We start from the raw sequence: 18,944 nt of genomic DNA, 5'->3' as shown, positions 1-18,944 counted from the left end.
CACACCCTAATCGAAATCATACCCCAGTTTCAGCCCGAAGAATTGCGGCTTGGTCGGATAGGTTCGCGCGTAGGCGCCGCAGATTTCGGTGGCGCATATGGTGTTCTTGCCGAGCGCCCCATGGCTGTTGAAGGCGTTCTGGATGAAGGCCTCTATGCGCCAGCTATCCCAATGGGTGCCGATCGAGAAATCGGCGGTGGTGAAGGGTTTGGTCGGCCCGACCGCCGCATAATCCGCGTCGGTCAGGAAGGTGCGCGTGCCACCCTGGTGCGACACCGATCCCTGCACGAAGGCCGTCATCGCGCCCATCGGCCATTCATAACGCGCCGTTGCCGATCCCTTGAAGCGCGGCATGATCGGCAGACGCGTTCCCTTGGCCGCGGCGGGCGGGACGCCGGGGGTGCAGACGATATTCTTCGTCACCGGATCGACCTCGCAGAAGTCGCTGGTCAGTTGCGCGTCAACATAGGTGGCGCTGGCCGAAAGGCTGAGGCCGCCGAAGCGCGCCGACAGGTCGCCCTCCACACCATAGATACGCGCATTACCCGCATTATAGGTGTTGGTGACGCCATTCTGGCCGACCGGCACCAGCCCGAACTGAAGGTCGCGCCATTTCTGGTAGAAGGCCGCGCCGTTGAAGAAGACCCGGCCGAAATGGGTTTTCCAGCCCAGTTCGAAATTGTCCAGCTTGTCCGACTTGAACGGATTGACCCCCGGCCGCCGGTTGTTGCCGCCCGGCCGGTAGCCGCGGGAGACAGTGCCATAGAGCATGACGTCCGGGCTCACCTGCCATTTCATGCCGCCCCGCCAGATGACGCCGGTTTCGACCTGCTTCTTGTGCACATTGGCGCAGGGGACGTCCGGCATGCTGGTAGGAAAGCAATTGGCAGGGTCGAGGTTGCCGGCGCTGTTGGTCCCGGAAAAGCCATAGATGGTGTTATGCGCCGTATAGCCGCGAACGCCCGCGATCAGCGTGACGCTGGGCACGATGTCATATTCGGCCTGCGTGAACATCGCATAGTCGCGGTCCTTGCGCTTGACGCGGGTCAGGAACACCGTGTCCGTATTGCCAAACGGGGCGATCCAGTCGGGCGTCGGGATTTGGCTGATACCCACGGTCTGGTAATCGGCGCCGATCTTGTCGGTCTGAACCTGAAGGAACAGGCCCGCCGCCAGCCGAAACGGCTTGTCCGTGGGCGAGTTCACCCGGAGTTCCTGGGTGTGCTTGGTATATTTGTCGAACTGATGCGAGGTCTGGGTAGGGTCGAGGAAACCGCCCTTGCCATCGGGAAAATAGGTGGCCAGGCCGAACTGCGTCACGCCATTGTCATCGACATAGGTGTAGCTGTCATAGGCGACGGAATAATAGGAATAATCGGCGATATTATCGACCTTGCGCTCGAAATAGCCGCCCGAATAGGTGATGTCCCAATCGCTGAGCTTGCCCTGGATGGTCAGCGCCGCCTGCCACCAGCGGTCCTTGTTGCGGCTGGGCAGATAGTCGGTGACATTCAGATAGCCCTTGGTCGGATCGTAGAAGAAGCCGCCATGGGCGATCTGGCTCTGGTAGAGGAATTGCGGCGTGACCGTCCAGTTGTCGTCCAGATCGACGCGCAAGGCGGCGCGGCCGCCCCAGGTTTCGACGTCGTTATAGTCGTTTTCGACCAGCTTACTGTTATTGACGGTCAGGTTGGTGCTGGGATCATTGTCGTCCAGCGTGAAGGTTCGGGTGCCGGGAATATTGTCGATATAACCGCCGGCCCGATCGTAAAAGCCCACGACGCGCAGCGCGGCATTGTCGCTGATCGGCAGGTTGATATAGCCTTCCGCCGATCCGCCGAAATCGCCCTTGCTGAACTTGTTGACCTGCAAATCGATGCTGCCGGTCGTCTTGCCCAGTTCCGGGCGGTTGGTGATGATGCGCAGCGTGCCCGACAGCGAACTGGCGCCGAACAGCGTGCCCTGCGGTCCGGCCAGCGCCTCGATCCGCGCCACGTCATAGAGATGGACGTCGACCATGCCGCCGATCGTCGTGACCGGGATTTCGTCGACATAGGTGCTGCTGGTCGGCAGCGGCCCGATATGCAGCGGCGGTCCGCCCGATCCGGTGGCGACGCCGCGGAAGAAGACCTGCGCCTGGCTGGGACCGAAGGACTGGATGGAGACGCTGGGCAGCAGCTTGGCATAATCGTCCAGCGCCTTGGCATTGGCCTGTTCCAGCTTGGCCTGGCCGAGCGCGTTGATGCTGATCGGCACGTCCTGCAACCGTTCCTCGCGGCGCTGGGCGGTGACGACGATCACGTCGCTGTCGGCGGGCGGAGCGGCCTGCTGCGCCATAGCGGGAAAGGCCATGGCCGTGGTGGCCAGCAATGCGGAAGAAAACTCCATCAAGCGTAAGCGACCTGACATCGGCTACCCTCCCCTCAGGTGCACGAGTTTCTGTGGGGAATTGTCATCAACACGCCGGCGGGCGCAACGGAAAATCGTTGCGTTGGGACAATCATGCGCTTTTTCAGGCGATTGTTACCAGAAAGCCACGCTCAGGGTGCGTCGGGATAGCGGTCCAGCGCCGGGCCGAGGGAGGCGACCAGGGGCTGGAGCCGAGTTTCGACGGCGCGCCATTGGCCTTCGCCGTCGCGGTTGATCGGGCGGCGGACCTGTTCGCTGCTGGCGGTGCGGACGGCGCGACGGTTTTCGTGGAAGTGCAGGCAGGCTTCCTCGAACGGCAGGTCGAGCGCATCGAGCAGGAGGCGGACCTCCGTTTCCGGATCGTCGAGCAGCCGTTCGTGGACGACGCGGTGGACGCGCCCCGGCAGCACGGCGTCGACATGCGCCATCAGCCGGACATAGTCCCGATAATAATGGCCAATGTCGCTGAGGTCATAGCTGAACGCCTGCCCCCGCGCGAAATGCTGGCGGAAATTGGAATAGCCGCAATCCAGCGGATGGCGACGCGCATCGACGATCCGCGCATGGGGCAGGATCAGGTGGATCAGGCCCAGATGCAGCCAGTTATTGGGCAGCTTGTCGATGAAATAGGGCCGCCCTTCGCGCCGCTGGATGCGGGTGCGGTCGATATAGGCTTCCCCCAGGGCCCGCAGGCGGGCGGGGTCGAGGCTGCGGAGCATGGATGGCCAGTCGCCCTCCTGCCGCAGCTCTGCGACCAGCGCGGGCAGATCGGGCAGTTCCATCGTCCCTTCGACCTGGCTGTGGCTGGAGAGGATCTGCTCGACCAGCGTGGAGCCGGCGCGGGGCAGGCCGACAATGAAGATCGGGTCGGGCGCGGCGCTGCCCATGCCCTGCCGCTCCACGAAGAAATCGGGGGTGAACAGGGCGATCGCTGCATCGACCGCGCGGGTGGTGCGCGCCGCTTCATAGGGTTGGCTGAGGCGGCGCAGGCGGTTCGCTTCGGCATAATGAGCGAAGGCGGCGCTGGCTTCGCCCTGGTCGCTCAGCGCCTTGCCCAGCGCGAAATGGAGGTGAAAGCGGTCCTCCACGCTGGCCTGCGCGTCGTGCAAGGCGCCTTCCATGGCAGCGATGTCGGGTGCGCCGAAGGCGGCGGTCTTGAGATTGGCGATGCTCCACCACGCCTCGCCGAAGGCGGGGCGCAGCGCGGTGGCGCGGCGATAGGCGGCGATGCTGTCGGCTGTTCGGCCCACGGTCTTGAGCGCATGGCCATAGCTCATCCAGATTTTCGGCTGGCCTGCCGCCTTGTCCAAAATCTGCTCATATAGCGCAATGGCTTCGTCGAAATCGCCCAGTCGGCCCAGCACGGCGGCGCGCAGATTGGCGTGGGCGGGGTTGGACCGGTCCTGCAACCGGTCCAGTTCCTCCAGCGCCTGCGCGGTCTTGTTCTGACGATGCAGCGCGGTCGCCAGATTGGCGCGGGCGGCGGTGAAGCCGGGCGCCAGTTCCAATGCGCGGCGCAGCAGCTTTTCCGCATCGGCGTTGCGCCCGATCCGCCCCGCCAGTTCGGCCAGCATGCGGATCGCCGCGACGTCGAAGGGATTGTCCTTGAGCCGCCCACGCAGGATCGGTTCGGCCAGATGCAGGCGGTTGTCGAGCAAGGCGACGGCGGCCTGCTGCAGTTGCGGATCGGCGGCGGCGGCGTCGATGGCGGCGGATTCGTGTCGCTCCGCTTCTGCGCCGCGGTTCAGCGCACGAAGGGCCCTGGCGGCGAGGCGATGCGCTTCGCCATCGATGGCGGAATGCTCGAGCCGTTCGAGGCACAGCGCGAGTGCTTGCGCGGGATCTTGGGCAAGCGCTTGCCGGATGGATGAATAGCTTTCGCCCCTCATCCGTCCTTAGATGTCAAGCCCGGCCGGGCTTAGCAAGCGGGCTGTTCGGAATTCCGCCTCGGAACGACCGACGAGAGCAAGAGGAACACGGAAAAATCCGCCCGTGACCTGGGGAGCAGCCACGGGCGACAGGCGAAAGCTACTACATCTTCATGGCGTTGCGGAACATCACGAAGGCGATGACGACGAGATAGACGCCGAAGAACTTCTTGAGCGGCGCGGCAGGCAAGCTGTGCGCTGCGGCTACGCCCAGCGGCGCGGTCAGGATCGACATGGAGGCGATGGCCAGCGTCGCGGGAATGTTGACATAGCCCAGCGATCCCCAGGGGAGGCCGCTTTCCTTGAGGCCGATCAACGCGAAACCGATCGCGCTGGGGATGGCGATCAGCGTGCCGATGCCCGATGCAGTGGCGATGGCGCGGTGGATCGACCGGCCGCATAGCGTCATCACCATGATGGCGATGGTGCCGCCACCGATGCCGAGCAGCGCGGAGAAGGTGCCCAACCCCCCGGCGATCCCGACACGCGCGATGCCCGACGGCATGGTGTCGCTGATCACCTTGCCGCCGACCTTGGGCAGCAGGAAATTGAGCGACATCAGGAACACGCCGACCGCGAAGATCATGGTTAGGATATGCCCGTCGACATGACCGGCCAGCATAACCCCTGCGCCGTCGCCCAGGATGATCCAGGGCGCCCATGTCTTGAGCACCTCGAACTCCACCGCGCCGCGCTTGGCATGGGCGAGCAGGGAGCGGATCGACGTCACGATGATCGTCGCCGCAGACGTGCCGATGGCGACATGGGCGATGGCGTCATGCGTGCCGCCCAGCAACGGCAGCACCACGAACAGCGCCGGCACCACCACGAAGCCGCCGCCGATGCCGAAAATGCCCGCCGCGAAACCGGCGAACAGGCCCGCACCCAACATGGCGGCGAGCGGGACGAACCAGGTCATCATGTCACCCTGCATGAGCGCTGCTCCCCGCCGGAGTGCCACAGGCGGCGCTGTTGGGGACGGTGCCTTGATCAATCAGGGCGGCGGAAACTGTGCGGTCGACCATGTCGGAAACCCATGCCTCTCTTCGGCGAATTAGCAAGCGGTAGGGGCAATCGACAGCTCCTACATACCGGCAAGACGAACGACGCGGGGGAACCCGCAAAGGGGGAAACAATATTGTGGGGTGGACGCGGTCATATTCGCCCGGACAGGCCGCGGCGTGCCGGCACGCGGCGGGCCGAAAATGTGCCGTCCCGGACCTATCCGATCGCCTCCTGCGCCGGCATATGGGGCAATTCCAGTTCCTGCGCCACCGCCCGGTAGGTGATCCGGCCGTTCCACACATTCAGCCCGTCGAGCAGGTGCGGGTCTGTGCGCAGCGCCTCCCGCCATCCCAGATCGGCGATCCTCAACGCGTGGGGCAAGGTCACATTGTTGAGCGCATAGGTGCTCGTCCGCGCCACCGCGCCCGGCATGTTGGCGACGCAATAATGAACGATGCCCTCGACGATATAGGTGGGATCGTCATGGGTGGTGGGATGGCTGGTTTCGAAGCAGCCGCCCTGGTCGATCGCCACGTCCACCAGCACCGCGCCCTTCTTCATGGTCTTGAGCATATCCGCCGAAACCAGCTTGGGCGCGGCGGCGCCCGGGATCAGCACCGCGCCGATCACCAGATCGGCCTCCGCCACGCATTCCGCCAGGTTCGCGCGGTTGGAAAAGCGCGTCTTCGCCCGCGCTTCGAAGTGGATGCCCAGCCGTTCGAGCGCCTCCGGGCTGCGGTCGAGGATGGTGACGTCCGCACCCAGGCCGGAAGCCATCTGCGCCGCATGGAAACCGACCACGCCTCCACCGATCACCGCGACCTTCGCCGGCAGGACTCCCGGCACCCCGCCCAGCAATACGCCCCGCCCGCCATGCGCCTTTTCCAGCGCCGTCGCTCCGGCCTGGATCGCCATGCGTCCGGCGACCTGACTCATGGGTTTCAGCAGCGGCAGCCCACCCTGGGCATCCGTCACCGTTTCATAGGCTATGCAGATCGCGCCAGATGCCATCAGATCGCGCGCCTGATCAGGATCGGGCGCCAGATGCAGATAGGTGTAGAGGATCTGGCCAGGACGCAAGAGTGCGCGCTCCTCAGGCTGGGGTTCCTTGACCTTCACGATCATCTCGGCCGCCGCGAAAATGGCCGCCGGATCATCCATGATCTCCGCCCCGGCACCGACATAGAGACCGTCATGCGCACCGATCCCCTCCCCCGCGCCGCTTTCCACCAGCACGCGATGGCCGTGGGCGGTCAGTTCATGCACGCTCTCCGGGGTCAGGCCGACGCGATATTCGTGATTCTTGATCTCTCTGACGGTGCCTACGATCATGGCCATCCTCTCCATCATTGCGGACGGGGCTGTAATGTCCGTTAGATAGGCATCGTTCCGGCATTTTACCCGTCTTGGGCAAAGAGAGGCTCAAGACGCCTGCCGCACCGGCACCGGCGCGTTGCAAAGGTCGACCCCGCCCGCCGGCCGGTCATAGAAATCATCCTTCCGGTTCGCCCGCAGGCGGATATAGTCGGCAAAGCTCTGCGAACCGACATCCATGACCTGATAATGCGGCCGCCCCTCCTCAGGCAGATCGCTGGCCAAGCGGACGGAGACGATGGGCAGGCGCTTCTCCCCCGCAGCGTAGAAACCCAGGTCGCCAGACCCGCGCGGCAGGCTGGCGAGCAGGCTCATGCCCTCGATCACCCGGCCGACGAGGGCGATATTGCGGTCGAGCTGGCGCGGGGCCTGGCCGATCACGGCATAAAGTTCGGCGCCCGTCCCCGCATCGGGCGACAGGTTCCGCGCCACGCCCACCATGCCATAGCAATGGGGCAGCCAGACCGACGTCCCGTCCATCGCGACGGGCCAGCCATCCACAAACCCGGTGCGCGGCGCATAAGCATCCGGATAGGGCAGAAACACGGGCGCCGCCTTGAGCGCCGCGAGCGGACGGACATAATCCGGCTTGATGTCCGTCGCGATGCCGGCGGGAAGGGCTTTCTTCTCGGTCACATCGCCCCATTGGGCGACATAATTGTCCTGTACACGATAGACGCTTTCCCCATCCCACCAGCCCGCCCGTGCCAACGCGCGGATATTGGCGACATGCGCAGGCGCGAAATCCGGGGCGAGCTGAATCACCACGCGCCTGCCCCCTTCCACCGTCAAGATCAGCAATGTGTCGGGCGCGACGGATCGCCATGCGCCGGCCGGCGCCTGCGCGACGATGGCGGACGGCGTCGCAGGCGGCTTGACCGACGCATCGGCGGCCAAGGCGGGGACAGACAGAAAAAAGACGGTCAGGATAGCGAGGAAACGGATCGGCATGGGACGATCAAGCCTCGAAATGGAAGGGAAGTAAAGCACCCCCTTGCCTAGCGTGCCGACGCACGATAGGGAGCCGCCTCCAGTGCAATGCGGAGCGGTGGCCGAGTGGTCGAAGGCGCTCGCCTGGAAAGTGAGTATACGTCAAAAGCGTATCGAGGGTTCGAATCCCTCCCGCTCCGCCATTTCAGTTTGATTTTATTGAGAAATTTTTAAATTCCACGCTTTGCGTCCGGATTGCCGTCCGGGTTTTGAAGGCGGACTGGGGCGAACTTCTACGGCCAACCGAGCCATTTTTGAGATAGGTGGCTGAAGCCGAGTAGGACGGCTATTTGAGATATTCGCGTAGGAGGTGACGAGCCCGGTGGAGGCGAGCTTTCACAGCCTCACGTGTAAGGCCCAGCGTCGCTGCGATTTCGTCGATCGTGAAGCTCTGCATGTCGCGTAGCAGTACGATCTCTCGATAATGGGGTGGTAGGGACTCAAGCCCCGCAGCGAGATCGAGGCGAAGCTCTGGTTCGCTCCGAGAGGAGAAATCCAGGTTGTCCGCGACGTGCTCGATCGAGACCGCTGTCATTCTCTTTCGGGTGAGCCGTTGGCATTCGCGCACCACGATCTGAAAGAGCCAAGAAGTGAAAGCGCTTATCGCCCGAAGTCCGCCGATCCGGCGGTTCAGGATCCAAAGCGATTCCTGGACGGCATCGTCGATATCAGCAGCCTGGCAGGAGCGCTGGGCATAGCGCCGAATATCGGGCTGGGTGATTACAAGGAGCGACAGGAGAGCTTCCCGGTCGCCTTGCTGTGCTGCCTCGATCACGTCAACCGAGAGACGGCGCTGGGTACGTCTCATGGCCCGCCCCATCCTAGGGTCTTGGCCTCGCTCTCGACCGCCCCGGTCAAGGGATAGCAGCCCAAAGTGCGGAAGCGGATCGAGCGCATCACCGGCTCCTCGCCGGGCTTCAGCGGGAAGCGTTCGTCGTCGACCATCAGCAGCATGCCGTCGCGCTCGACCGTGGGGCGCTGGTCCGCGAAATAGAGCGGCACGATCGGCACGTCGTTGAGGTGGATATATTGCCAGATGTCCAGCTCGGTCCAGTTGCTGATCGGGAACGCGGATGTGAACGAGGCGGCCATCAGGCAGATCGCGCGCCTGTGCTTTGATCATCGCCCGGACGACCTCGGCCGACGGTCATTCCTGTATGACCGGTTGCCCTTCCACCCGGCAAATCACGGTCATCGCCGCCGGCTGCGTAGCCGATACTCGCCGGGCGTCAGACGGACGGCGCGGGCGAACAGTTTTCGGATTTGGAAAGCTGGTCAGCGCGATCGCGACGCCCGACCGGCAAAGCGATACGGAGCTGTTCCATGCGCCGCCCTGTTTGACCGCAGAGCCTAGAGCGGATTCCGATCTGATTGAATCAGATCAGCCGCTCTAAGTCTTTTATTTGCCGCGATTTCTTAACCGTCAGATGATGCCATCTGACTGGAAATCGCTCTCATCGGCTAGAATCCGACGATGGCCGTCATCGCGTCGGCAGAGACAACCAGTCGCCCGTGCTGTCGCCCAGCCCCATGCCGCCGTCGCAATCCAGGATCGTGCCGGTGATATAGGCCGCTTCGTTCGAACTCAGGAACCATGCCGCGTCGGCGATATCGTCCACCGTGCCGAAGCGGCGCAGCGCGACCGCCCTGGACCAGTGCGCCTTGTCCGCTTCGGTCGGCGCCATCCGCTCGACGCCTTCGGTACCGCGAATGGGGCCGGGGGAAATCGCGTTGACGCGGATGCCCGCCTGGCCCCATTCCATCGCCAGAACCTTTACGACCATGTTGACCCCCGCTTTCGCGGCACAGACATGCACCTGCTGCGGCAACGGCTGCTCCGCCTGCGGCGCCGTGATTGCGATCATGGAACCCGGCCGGCGAATCACGTCGAAACCAGCCTTGAACACATTGTAGGTGCCTAATAGGTCGATATCGATCACCGTCTTGAACCCGTTTGGCGAAATGCCGACCGCAGGGGCCATGAAATTGCCCGCTGCGCCCGCGATCACGACGCTCGGCGCGCCCAGTTCCGCAACGCCCCGCTCGAACAGCGCCTTCACGCTGGCGGGATCGCGGACGTCCGCGCTGCCGGGCATGGCGACGCCGCCTGTTTCGGCGCAGATCTGCGAAGCCGCCGCCGCCGCCTTCACCGGATCGCGGCCGAAGACCAGAACCTTACCCCCCTTCGCCGCGAAGCCCGTCGCGATGCCCAGATTGATGCCGCTGGTGCCACCCGAAATGAAAAGAACATGATCGGTCATAGAAAATGCCTGGCTCCCCCTGCCCACCCATGGCGCGCTAGTCGCGGCGCCCGCCTACATGCCCGGCACGATGAACGCGCGCCCCTTAGCACCCTTGAAGCGATGCTGTACGGCCGCCTGATATTCGGGGCTATTATACCATGTCTTGGCGTCCTCGACTGTGGGGAAGGACACGATCACCACATTCTCGATCGGCGCCCCTTCGAGCACCTCGCAGTCGCCATAGGCCAGCGGCGTCATGGGGTGGCCGCTCACATCCGCCACGACCTTGGCCATATATACGTCCATCTCGGCCTGATCGATGGTCTCGTCGCGAATATAGACGACATAAGCTGCCATGGTGAACTCCCCTAGCCTTGGCATCCCTCATACTACACAAATCCGGCCTGACACCGTCGGCGTATATGCGGCTCTAAACAGGCATCACGCTGTAGCGGCGCGCGCGGATGACAGCGCGTTCGTCCACCAGAGCAGGTCATCGATGAGCGCGCCTGCAAGCGGATCAAGCTCCGCAAGTCCGGCCTCGACATCGCCTCCCATGAAATGCGCGGTCAGCGTCGAGACGGGGATGTGGACCGCGGACTTGACCGGGGCGAGTTGCAGTTCCGCCGCCATCTCGCGCAACTGTTGCACACTGCGGACCCCGGCCGCCGAACCCCAGCTCACGAACGCCATAGGCTTGCGGTGCCATTCGGGGAAAACCCAGTCGATCGCGTTCTTCAGCACGGCCGGGGGCCCGTAATTATACTCCGGCGTGGCGACAACGAAGCCGTCGGAAGCAGCGATCGCGGCCGTCCACCGTTGCACGACCTCATTCTGGAATGGCGGTCGACCGGGCGTTGCTGGCGGCATTGCCTGATCGAAAAAGGGCATCGGAAACTCGCGCAGATCGAGCAACCGGGCGTCAATATCTTCGCGCTTGCCCAGATGATCGAAAATCCATTTTGCCGGCTTTTCCGAAAAGCGGCCTTCACGGGTGCTTCCGACGATGACGGAAATGACGGGCATGTAATACTCCTATTGATACGAAAATGTAATTTCGACTTGGCCAGTTCAAATGAATTCCATTACCGACCATCAATATTATAATTTAATTATGGATATACGACGTCAGTATTTCGCATGATTTTTCCGGACCGAATCAGACATCGAAACGGCAATTTCAAAACAAAGTGGAATAATCGCTCTGCACTGACCGTCGAACATGCCGACGCTCTCGATCGGAATTTGCTCCTGGGCTTGATATGTTACCGCCGCGAGGATGCGCAAGCAGGCACAGATTTGTAACTTGAAGAAAATAGGTGGCGAAATTCCGACGGCAGTTCGTGCACGACCGAATTTTTCGACGCCGCTCGTCATGGACGATCTGGACATCTCGCGACAGGATGAGGCGACATCATGCGGCTGGTCAACCGCTCGGTTTCCGCCAAAAACCTGTCAAAGCGCCTGCTCCTCCCTCCTCCTCCACCCGGGGAAGGCGGCGGATATGGGCAACCCATCTTGCCAAGGCTGTCCTACGGTGCAATGAAAAAGAGGTATCTTAATAAAGGCGGAAGGGAGAGGATATGGATCTGGAACCGAACGGCGACGAGCAGCAGGTGATCGATGCCGCCGCCGACTATCTGCGCGGCGCACTGCCGCTCGAACGGTTCCGCCGCGATGGCGAAGGTCGCTTCACGGCCCGGCTCCGGTCGGACATCGCCGAACTGGGCTGGTTCGGCATGGGCCTTTCCGAAGAGGCTGGCGGCTTCGGCTTTTCCATCGTCGAGGAAACGCTGAGCTTTCGGGAGATCGGCCGGCACCTCGGCCCCAACGCCGTGCTGGGCATCTGCCTCGCTGCGCGGCTGGCGGCGGAGGCGGGCCAGACCGATCTGGCGCAGTCTCTGGTCGCCGGGGGCCATGGCGTCGCTCTCGCGCAGGCCGATCCCAACCGGCCTACGATGCGGCTCTACGACGCTGACGACGCGGATTTCGCCATCGACCTGTCGGGCGCGGAAGCGCGGCTGCTGTCGCTCGACGGCATCCCGACCCAAGGCCGCGCCTGCCTCGACCGTTCGATCACGATCGCCGACGCGGACCTGTCCGCCTGCGCGATCGCGGCGCGCGCACCGGTCGCCGCGACGCTGCGCGCGGCCCGCCTGTTCACCGCCGCCATGCTGGTCGGCATCTGCGAGGCGACGACTGACATGATCAACGACTATGCGAAGATCCGGCATACGTTCGGCCGCCCGATCGGCAGCTATCAGGCCGTCCGCCACCCCATCGCCGACATGGCGACGCGCACCTTCGCGACGCGGCAGCAACTGTTCCTCGCCGCCGTCTCCTGCCGCGACGGAAGCACCGATGCCGACATGCAGGCGGCGACGGCCAAGCTGCTCGCGAACGAAGCCGCACTGCTCAATGCCGATGCCAATATCCAGCTCCACGGCGGCATCGCCACGACCGACGAGCATGATGCTCATTATTTCATGAAGCGGGCGAATGTGCTGGCGCGCCTGTTCGGCGACAGGGTGCTGGCACGCGAACTCAACAGCATGGCGTTCGCCGCCTGAGGATGTGCGATGGATCTCGATTACAGCGAAGACGACAAGGCTTTCCGCGCCCGCGCCCGCGCATGGCTGGCGGACAATATCCCGGAAACGCCTCGCCCGCCGGAGGGGCATGAGGCCGCCCAATGGGACAGGGCATGGCAGGCAAAGCTCGCGGCGGGCGGATTCGCCGGCTTGAGCTGGCCGAAAGACTATGGCGGCGCGGGACTGGACGGCGTCAAGCAGGTCATCTGGTTCGAGGAACTGGGCCGCGCCCACGGCCCGCATCAAGGCGCCATGGGCATCGCCATGAACCATGCCGGTCCCACGCTCATCATGCGCGGCACGGAGGCGCAGAAGGCGTTTCACCTGCCCCGGATACTGAGCGGCGAGGTCATCTGGTGCCAGGGCTTTTCCGAACCGGGGGCAGGATCGGACCTCGCGGCGCTCTCGACCAAGGGCGTGATCGAGGGTGACGAGATGATCGTCAACGGCCAGAAGATGTGGACCTCGAACGCGCACCACGCCACCTATCAGGAATTGCTGGTCCGCACCGATCCCGCGGCGAAACGTCACAAGGGGCTGACCTGGCTCATCTGCGACATGCGGACGCCGGGGATAGAGATCAGGCCGATCAAGAACATGATGGGCGAACATCATGTCAACATGATCTTCTACGACAATGTCCGCATCCCCCTGTCGAACGTCGTGGGGGAGGTTGGCGACGGCTGGTCGGTCGCGATGTCGACCCTCGCCTTCGAACGGGGCATCTATTATGTGCCCGAAATGCTCTCGATGATCGAGAAGGTGCAGCAACTTACCGATCTGGCGGGCCGAACGCGCACCGAAACCGGCGCGCTCGCGATAGAGGATGGGTCGATCGCGGCGCGGCTGGCGGCGATGAAGGCGAAGACGCTGGCGCTGCGCGCGCTCTGCATCTCCACCGTGGGATCGAGCCGGACGGCGCGGCAGCCCGGCCCCGAAGGCTCGATGGTCAAGCTCTACGTGACGACCGTCTACAAGGAACTGGCCCAGCTCGCGGCCGACATCATCGGCATCGACTTTCTCGACTATGACGACGATCGCACCAGCAACCGCTGGACCTATGAATATATGTGGGCGTGGGTGCTGACCATTTCGGGCGGATCGAGCGAGATCCAGCGGGAGATCATCGCCGACCGCGTGCTGGGGCTGCCGCGCGCACGCTGACGGCCGGTTGGCGGGGCCGGAAGCGCCCCCGCTCATCGCGAAGGACGGCCCTTCTTAGGCGCTCCAGACGGGCGCGCGCTTCGCAAGGAAAGCGGCGGGGCCTTCCTTCGCATCGGGATGGTCGCGGTGCCGCATCAGCGTCTCATAGCCCCGGTCATAGGCTTCGCTGAGCGGCATCTCGAACGATTCCCACACCGACTGGAGCGATTTCTGAACGGCCTGCGGCGAAACGGCGGCGACGATCGCCGCGATCTCGCGCGCCCGCGCCATCAGCCGATCGTGCGGCACGACTTCGGACACCAGATGCAGTTCCCGCGCGTCCTGCGCCGTCAGCCGCTCCGCCTTGCCCATGGTGACGAGGCGCAGCACGGCGCCCAGCGGGATTCGCCGGGCGAGGCCGATCGGTTCCAGCGCCGTCACCTGCCCGACATTGACATGGGTGTCGGTGAAACTGGCCTGTTCACTGGCGATCACGATGTCGAGGTCCGACACGAAATGCAGCCCCGCCCCCGCGCAGACGCCGTTGACCGCGCAGATCGACGGCTTCCATATCCCGGCCATGCGCGGGGTGAAACGGGGCCGCTGCGCCAGCCTTTGTTGAACCGTCTGTTCGGCGGAGTTGGCGAGACTCTGCGCATCGGCGCCAGCGCAAAAGCCGCGCCCTTCGCCCGTGAACAGGATCACGCGCACATCCGGGGACGCGCCCGCCCGCGTGAATATCTCGCCCAGTTCGTTCAGCATCGGCCGGGTGAGCGCGTTCAGCCTGTCGGGCCGGTTGAGGCGAACGGTCAGAATACCCGCCTCATCCAGTTCAGAGCACACTTCCCCTTCCCGCGCGAACCAACCGCGATCAACCGCTTCGACCATCGTCGCGCCCTCTCCTCCGGCATCCTCTGCCCCGAAGATCACCGAATGACATAAACGGATGCGCGCTTGCAAATCAATTATCTCAATAGCGTCGCTTGCCTTTGCGCCATAGCCTGCTTAAAGTTATCTCAATTCAGGAATGAGGGGATGATGATGGCGACGACGACCCGCGTCGATGACCGCCCGGACGATTTTCTGGCGCCGGGGCATCCGGTCGCGGACGCGCGCCGCTATCACAGCCGCGCCTATGCCGCCGCGGAGGAAGAAAGGCTGTGGCCGAAGGTGTGGCTGATGGCCTGCCGGCTGGAGGAGGTGGAAAAGGTCGGCGACTTCGTGGTGTTCGACATCGCGCATGAATCGATCATCGTCGTCCGCACCGCCCCCGACACGGTCAAGGCCTATTATAATGTCTGCCAGCATCGCGGCCGCCGCCTGAAGGACCAGTCGTGCGGCAACACCGGCAAGTTCATCTTCTGCCCCTTCCACGGCTGGCGCTGGACCATCGACGGCAAGCTCGACCGCGTTATCAACCGCGAGGATTGGGACGATCATCCCGGCTATTTCGACGACAAGAATCTCGCGGAGGTGAAGGTCGATAGCTGGGCCGGCTGGGTGTTCATCTCGATGAATCCCGATGTCGAGCCGCTGCTCGATTTTCTCGGTCCCGTGCCCGGCTTCATCGACCCCTACCGGCTCGATGAATGCCGCATCCACTGGTATAAGACGATCCGTTTTCCCTGTAACTGGAAGACCGTCATCAACGCCTTCAACGAAAATTACCATGTCGAAACGACGCACAGCCAGCTCAACAAGTTCGGCTTGTCCAAGTCGCCCGCCTTCGTGCGGGGCAAGCATGCGCATTTCCGCGTGGAGGTGGCGGCGGGCAGCACCAGCGGCCAGAATCTGGGCAGCGCCCGCAACTTCAAGGATCTGATCGAGAGCATCGAAATCCGCGAGACGGAGCGCTATGACTGGCTGCTCGCGCTCAGCACGCCCTATTCGGTGACGGCGGCCCAGCGCCTGCGCTCGGAAATATCGCCCGATGCCGATCCGGCGGCGATCGTCGGAAAATTCCGCCAGCTCCATCGCGAGGAGATGGAGAAGGCGGGCGCGAAATGGCCGGAAACCATCAATGGCGACGTGGTCGCCGCTGCGGGGATAGACTGGCACCTGTTCCCCAATTTCATCTTCCTGCCCAGCATCGACGGCGCGCTCGTCTACCGCGCCCGGCCCGATGCGAACGATCCAGAGCATTGCTGGTATGACGTCTGGTGGCTGTCGCGGTTCGGGCCTGACAACCAGCCCGACTGGAAACATGAAACCTTCCATTCGCTGGAGGAGGCACGGGGCGTCAACCGCTTCCTCGAACAGGATTTCAGCAATTTGAAGGCGGTGCAGAAGGGTATCCATTCGCGCGGCTTCAAAGGCTCCGCCTATAATCCGGTGCAGGAAGTGGAGGTCATCCATTTCGAACGGATGCTCGATGACTATATCGGCGCGGACGCCGCCCGCTAAGGTCCGCCGGAACAGGGTTGCACGATGATGACGACTGGAAAAGGCGCACTGGACGGCATTCGCGTGCTCGATCTTGGCCGCGTGCTGGCGGCCCCCTTCGCCGCGCAGATGCTGGCGGACCTCGGCGCGGATGTCATCAAGGTGGAGCGCCCCGGCACGGGTGACGATGCCCGCCGCTACGGCTTTTTCGGCCTGCCGGACGCCGGGGGCGGGCGGTCGCCTGAATCGAGCTTCTATCTCTGCGGCAATCGCAACAAACGGGCGATCACCTGCGACATCGCGACCGGCGAAGGGCAGGAGATCATCCGCCGCCTCGCCGCCCAGGCCGACGTCGTGATCGAGAACTACAAGGTCGGCGACCTGAAGCGCTACGGGCTCGATTATGACGCGTTGCGCCCGCTCAATCCCGGCATGATCTTCTGTTCGATCACCGGCTATGGACAGACCGGGCCTGATGCCCCCCTGCCCGGCTTCGACGGGCTGTTCCAGGCGATGGGCGGCATGATGGCGGTGACGGGCATTGCCGACGGAGAGCCGGGTGCGGGTCCGCTGAAGGCCGGACCAAGCCTGGTCGACATCTTCACCGGGCACAATGCCGCCGCGGCGATCCTCGCTGCGCTCTTCCACCGCCAGCGCACCGGGGAGGGCCAATATATCGACATGGCCCTGCTCGACTGTTCGGTCGCGATGACCTCGCACATCATGCAGGATTATCTGGTCGGCCACATTCCGCCTCCGCGCGTGGGCAATGGCGGGAATGGCGGCGGTCCAGCCGATCTCATCCGGGCCAGCGACGGGCTGGTCTATATTTCGGCAGGGTCCGACCGGCACTGGCGCAATCTGTGCGGGCTGATGGGCAAGCCGCATCTGATCGACGACCCGCGCTTCGCCACCAGCTTCCTGCGCGGCAAGGACAACCGGCTCGCCGCCATCGCCGAAATCGAAATGTGGAGCATGCACCACAGCGCCGGCGAGCTGGTGGAGATGATCCGCTCGATCGGCTGCCCTGTCGCCAGATATAATGAGCTTCCCCAGGTGTGGGAGGAGCAGCAGGTCCGCCACCGCGGGCTGAAGGTCGCGGTCGATCATCCGCTTGGCGCTTCGGTGGACCTGATCGCCAGCCCGCTCGCCGGCATGGCCGCGACCCCTGCCACCATCCGCACCCCGCCGCCCACCATGGGCCAGCACAACAAGGAAATCCTGCGCGACATGCTGGGTTACAGCGAAGAAATGATCGGCGAACTCGCCGCCCGGAAGGTGATCTGACGAATGATGACGACAGCCTCCGACGATGCCACCCTCGTGCTGATCGAGCGCCGCGACGGCGTCGCCATCGTCCGCATCAACCGGCCCGCGCAGGGCAATGCCGCCTTCCCGCCGCTGATGAAGCGCCTGTGCGAGGCGCTGGACGAGGTGATCGGCGATCCGCAGGTGGGCGCGATCGTCCTGTCGCACACCGGCCGCCACTTCATCGCCGGGGCTGATTTCAATTGGCTCCGGACGTTGGAGGATGCCAGCATCGCGAACATACGGCAGGACATCTACGCTTGGTTCCAGGGCGCCGCGAAGCGCATCCACGGCTGCCCCAAGCCTGTCGTCGCCGCCATCGGCGGGGCGGCGGTGACGGTCGGCTTCGAACTGGCCATTGCCGCCGATTTCCGCATCGTCACCGACCGGGCGATGTTCCAGCAAAGCTGGATCCGTCTGGGTCTCATCGGTCCGCTGGGATCCTTGAAGCTGTTGCCCGCGATGGTGGGCTGGCAGATGGCAAAGGACATCATGCTGCGCATGCGGGCCATCGGCGGGGACGAAGCGGTGAAGATCGGCCTCGCCACCGAACTCGTGGCCGAGGAGGACAGGGAGGATCGCGCCATCGCGCTCGCGCGGGAATTGGCCGACCTTCCCCCCCTCGCCTACCGCGCCATGAAGGAAGGTCTCTGGCAGGGGCTGCAATCCAGCTTCGAGGATTGCTGGAACATGGGCGTCACCAATCAGGCGATGCTGATCGGATCGGAGGATCACCGCGAAGGGCTGTCGGCGCTCCTCGAAAAGCGCAAGCCCGCCTTCAGGGGGCGGTGATCGGGTGCCCGGCCATCTCTTCGCCGCTACCCCGCCAGCCCGGCCGGATCCTGCAACGCGGCATCAATATGCCGCAGGAATCGCGCTGCGTCGGCACCGTTGATGACGCGGTGGTCATAGCTTAGCGACAGAGTCATCTCTCTGCGCGGCACGAAGGACATGCCGTCCCATGCCGCCACCGTCCGCATCGGCGTGACGCCCAGTATCGCCACCTCGGGCTGGTTGATGATCGGCGTGAAGCTGGTGCCGCCAATCCCGCCGAGCGAGGAAATGGTGATACACCCCCCCGACATCACATCCATCGGCAGCCCCTTGTCGCGCGCCGTGGCGGTAAAATCGGCCAGTTCGGCGGCGAGCGTCGCCAGATTTTTCCGATCCACGTCCCGCAACACGGGCACCAGCAGGCCCAATGGTCCGTCCACCGCGATGCCGACATGAAAATAATGCTTCAGGACCAGCGTCTTGCCGTCCGGCGACAAGGAAGCATTGAACGTCGGAAAGGCCCTGAGCGCACCGGCGACCGCCTTGACCAGAAAGAGAAGCGGCGACACCTTCGCCGCCATTGTCGTGCGATAGGCATCGAGCGCGGTCACATCCGCGCTGTCATTATGCGTGACATGCGGAACGCCGGTCCAGCTTTGCGTGAGACGCTTGCCCACAATCTGCTGGAACTTGGTGAGCGGCGTCGTCTCCACCTCGCCGAACGACGCAAGATATTGGTCGAACTCCATCATCTCTCCCCGCGCCGTAGCGCCATTGATTAGAGACACCTCTTTACT

At 63.8% G+C, this 18,944-nt stretch carries 17 protein-coding genes, 1 tRNA gene and 1 pseudogene; 6 read left to right on the top strand and 13 right to left on the bottom strand.

Features of this window, described 5'->3' with window-relative positions:
* Positions 1–6: 6 nt before the first annotated feature.
* From CAF53_RS09255 to CAF53_RS09235, 5 genes are all read right to left on the bottom strand, one after another.
* Positions 7–2,388: a TonB-dependent receptor gene (locus tag CAF53_RS09255; RefSeq protein ID WP_242443415.1), complete on the bottom strand. Its 2,382-nt coding sequence runs from the start codon at positions 2,386–2,388 to the stop codon at positions 7–9.
* A 152-nt stretch (positions 2,389–2,540) separates the two neighbouring features.
* The gene (locus CAF53_RS09250; protein ID WP_100237936.1) at positions 2,541–4,298 is read right to left on the bottom strand and encodes a sulfotransferase; all 1,758 of its coding nucleotides are present in this window, start codon (positions 4,296–4,298) and stop codon (positions 2,541–2,543) included.
* 142 nt (positions 4,299–4,440) lie between these two features.
* Entirely contained in the window at positions 4,441–5,271 is an 831-nt protein-coding gene (locus CAF53_RS09245) for a sulfite exporter TauE/SafE family protein (protein WP_046762412.1), read from the bottom strand.
* Between the two features lie 287 nt (positions 5,272–5,558).
* The gene (gene ald / locus CAF53_RS09240; RefSeq protein WP_046762651.1) at positions 5,559–6,674 is read right to left on the bottom strand and encodes an alanine dehydrogenase; all 1,116 of its coding nucleotides are present in this window, start codon (positions 6,672–6,674) and stop codon (positions 5,559–5,561) included.
* Between the two features lie 90 nt (positions 6,675–6,764).
* Positions 6,765–7,667, bottom strand: a complete 903-nt coding sequence (locus CAF53_RS09235; protein WP_197707387.1) for a peptidylprolyl isomerase — start codon at positions 7,665–7,667, stop codon at positions 6,765–6,767.
* 91 nt (positions 7,668–7,758) lie between these two features.
* On the opposite strand from CAF53_RS09235, the gene CAF53_RS09230 reads away from it, so the two are divergent.
* Positions 7,759–7,849, top strand: a tRNA-Ser gene (locus CAF53_RS09230).
* Between the two features lie 143 nt (positions 7,850–7,992).
* Here CAF53_RS09230 and CAF53_RS09225 read toward each other — a convergent pair.
* The 6 genes and pseudogenes from CAF53_RS09225 to CAF53_RS27050 all read right to left on the bottom strand — a co-directional run bounded on the left by CAF53_RS09225 (position 7,993) and on the right by CAF53_RS27050 (position 11,326).
* Positions 7,993–8,514: an RNA polymerase sigma factor gene (locus tag CAF53_RS09225; RefSeq protein WP_046762638.1), complete on the bottom strand. Its 522-nt coding sequence runs from the start codon at positions 8,512–8,514 to the stop codon at positions 7,993–7,995.
* 14 nt (positions 8,515–8,528) lie between these two features.
* Positions 8,529–8,774: pseudogene (locus CAF53_RS09220) on the bottom strand (phosphoadenosine phosphosulfate reductase family protein); the annotation flags it as partial.
* A 413-nt stretch (positions 8,775–9,187) separates the two neighbouring features.
* The gene (locus CAF53_RS09215; protein ID WP_100237934.1) at positions 9,188–9,967 is read right to left on the bottom strand and encodes an SDR family oxidoreductase; all 780 of its coding nucleotides are present in this window, start codon (positions 9,965–9,967) and stop codon (positions 9,188–9,190) included.
* A 54-nt stretch (positions 9,968–10,021) separates the two neighbouring features.
* Positions 10,022–10,306: a DUF1330 domain-containing protein gene (locus CAF53_RS09210; protein ID WP_100237933.1), complete on the bottom strand. Its 285-nt coding sequence runs from the start codon at positions 10,304–10,306 to the stop codon at positions 10,022–10,024.
* Positions 10,307–10,390: 84 nt separating this feature from the next.
* On the bottom strand, positions 10,391–10,975 hold the full coding sequence (locus CAF53_RS09205) for an NAD(P)H-dependent oxidoreductase (RefSeq protein WP_100237932.1): 585 nt from the start codon (positions 10,973–10,975) through the stop codon (positions 10,391–10,393).
* Between the two features lie 102 nt (positions 10,976–11,077).
* Positions 11,078–11,326, bottom strand: coding sequence for a hypothetical protein (locus tag CAF53_RS27050; protein WP_157801246.1), 249 nt, complete (start codon positions 11,324–11,326; stop codon positions 11,078–11,080).
* A 206-nt stretch (positions 11,327–11,532) separates the two neighbouring features.
* Here CAF53_RS27050 and CAF53_RS09200 point away from each other — a divergent pair, with 206 nt between their 5' ends.
* Both CAF53_RS09200 and CAF53_RS09195 read left to right on the top strand, forming a co-directional pair.
* Positions 11,533–12,519, top strand: a complete 987-nt coding sequence (locus CAF53_RS09200; RefSeq protein WP_100237931.1) for an acyl-CoA dehydrogenase — start codon at positions 11,533–11,535, stop codon at positions 12,517–12,519.
* A gap of 9 nt (positions 12,520–12,528) precedes the next feature.
* Positions 12,529–13,704 carry an acyl-CoA dehydrogenase family protein gene (locus tag CAF53_RS09195; RefSeq protein ID WP_100237930.1) on the top strand — a complete coding sequence of 392 codons (1,176 nt, stop codon included), beginning with the start codon at positions 12,529–12,531 and terminating at the stop codon, positions 13,702–13,704.
* 54 nt (positions 13,705–13,758) lie between these two features.
* Here the strand turns inward: CAF53_RS09195 and CAF53_RS09190 are convergent, their stop codons facing one another.
* Positions 13,759–14,571: an enoyl-CoA hydratase/isomerase family protein gene (locus CAF53_RS09190; protein ID WP_100237929.1), complete on the bottom strand. Its 813-nt coding sequence runs from the start codon at positions 14,569–14,571 to the stop codon at positions 13,759–13,761.
* 153 nt (positions 14,572–14,724) lie between these two features.
* Between CAF53_RS09190 and CAF53_RS09185 the strand changes: the two genes are divergently transcribed.
* Genes CAF53_RS09185 through CAF53_RS09175 form a run of 3 tightly spaced genes read left to right on the top strand, consistent with a single transcriptional unit; the run spans position 14,725 to position 18,165 of the window.
* A complete protein-coding gene (locus tag CAF53_RS09185) occupies positions 14,725–16,086 on the top strand; it encodes an aromatic ring-hydroxylating dioxygenase subunit alpha (protein ID WP_197707386.1) in 1,362 nt (453 codons plus the stop codon).
* Between the two features lie 24 nt (positions 16,087–16,110).
* Complete coding sequence (locus tag CAF53_RS09180; RefSeq protein WP_242443414.1) at positions 16,111–17,352, top strand: CaiB/BaiF CoA-transferase family protein; 1,242 nt, start codon at positions 16,111–16,113, stop codon at positions 17,350–17,352.
* A 3-nt stretch (positions 17,353–17,355) separates the two neighbouring features.
* On the top strand, positions 17,356–18,165 hold the full coding sequence (locus CAF53_RS09175; RefSeq protein ID WP_100237927.1) for an enoyl-CoA hydratase/isomerase family protein: 810 nt from the start codon (positions 17,356–17,358) through the stop codon (positions 18,163–18,165).
* Positions 18,166–18,191: 26 nt separating this feature from the next.
* Here CAF53_RS09175 and CAF53_RS09170 read toward each other — a convergent pair whose 3' ends face one another.
* A complete protein-coding gene (locus CAF53_RS09170; RefSeq protein ID WP_242443413.1) occupies positions 18,192–18,935 on the bottom strand; it encodes a 2-oxo acid dehydrogenase subunit E2 in 744 nt (247 codons plus the stop codon).
* Between the last annotated feature and the right edge of the window lie 9 nt (positions 18,936–18,944).

The organism is Sphingobium sp. LB126, assembly GCF_002795205.1.
GTDB classification, from domain to species: domain Bacteria; phylum Pseudomonadota; class Alphaproteobacteria; order Sphingomonadales; family Sphingomonadaceae; genus Sphingobium; species Sphingobium chungbukense.
The sequence above is the reverse complement of the archived record's forward strand: the minus strand, read 5'-3'. Positions and strand labels throughout refer to the sequence as shown.

What these genes read in the sequence shown, in the direction of transcription:
- ald (WP_046762651.1), bottom strand. Translation starts at nt 6,674, where the DNA reads ATGATCGTAGGCACCGTCAGAGAGATCAAGAATCACGAATATCGCGTC.
- CAF53_RS09255 (WP_242443415.1), bottom strand. Translation starts at nt 2,388, where the DNA reads ATGGAGTTTTCTTCCGCATTGCTGGCCACCACGGCCATGGCCTTTCCC.
- CAF53_RS09210 (WP_100237933.1), bottom strand. Translation starts at nt 10,306, where the DNA reads ATGGCAGCTTATGTCGTCTATATTCGCGACGAGACCATCGATCAGGCC.
- CAF53_RS09195 (WP_100237930.1), top strand. Translation starts at nt 12,529, where the DNA reads ATGGATCTCGATTACAGCGAAGACGACAAGGCTTTCCGCGCCCGCGCC.
- CAF53_RS09225 (WP_046762638.1), bottom strand. Translation starts at nt 8,514, where the DNA reads ATGAGACGTACCCAGCGCCGTCTCTCGGTTGACGTGATCGAGGCAGCA.
- CAF53_RS09175 (WP_100237927.1), top strand. Translation starts at nt 17,356, where the DNA reads ATGATGACGACAGCCTCCGACGATGCCACCCTCGTGCTGATCGAGCGC.
- CAF53_RS27050 (WP_157801246.1), bottom strand. Translation starts at nt 11,326, where the DNA reads ATGACGAGCGGCGTCGAAAAATTCGGTCGTGCACGAACTGCCGTCGGA.
- CAF53_RS09180 (WP_242443414.1), top strand. Translation starts at nt 16,111, where the DNA reads ATGATGACGACTGGAAAAGGCGCACTGGACGGCATTCGCGTGCTCGAT.
- CAF53_RS09190 (WP_100237929.1), bottom strand. Translation starts at nt 14,571, where the DNA reads ATGGTCGAAGCGGTTGATCGCGGTTGGTTCGCGCGGGAAGGGGAAGTG.
- CAF53_RS09200 (WP_100237931.1), top strand. Translation starts at nt 11,533, where the DNA reads ATGGATCTGGAACCGAACGGCGACGAGCAGCAGGTGATCGATGCCGCC.
- CAF53_RS09245 (WP_046762412.1), bottom strand. Translation starts at nt 5,271, where the DNA reads ATGCAGGGTGACATGATGACCTGGTTCGTCCCGCTCGCCGCCATGTTG.
- CAF53_RS09250 (WP_100237936.1), bottom strand. Translation starts at nt 4,298, where the DNA reads ATGAGGGGCGAAAGCTATTCATCCATCCGGCAAGCGCTTGCCCAAGAT.
- CAF53_RS09185 (WP_197707386.1), top strand. Translation starts at nt 14,725, where the DNA reads ATGGCGACGACGACCCGCGTCGATGACCGCCCGGACGATTTTCTGGCG.
- CAF53_RS09215 (WP_100237934.1), bottom strand. Translation starts at nt 9,967, where the DNA reads ATGACCGATCATGTTCTTTTCATTTCGGGTGGCACCAGCGGCATCAAT.
- CAF53_RS09205 (WP_100237932.1), bottom strand. Translation starts at nt 10,975, where the DNA reads ATGCCCGTCATTTCCGTCATCGTCGGAAGCACCCGTGAAGGCCGCTTT.
- CAF53_RS09235 (WP_197707387.1), bottom strand. Translation starts at nt 7,667, where the DNA reads ATGCCGATCCGTTTCCTCGCTATCCTGACCGTCTTTTTTCTGTCTGTC.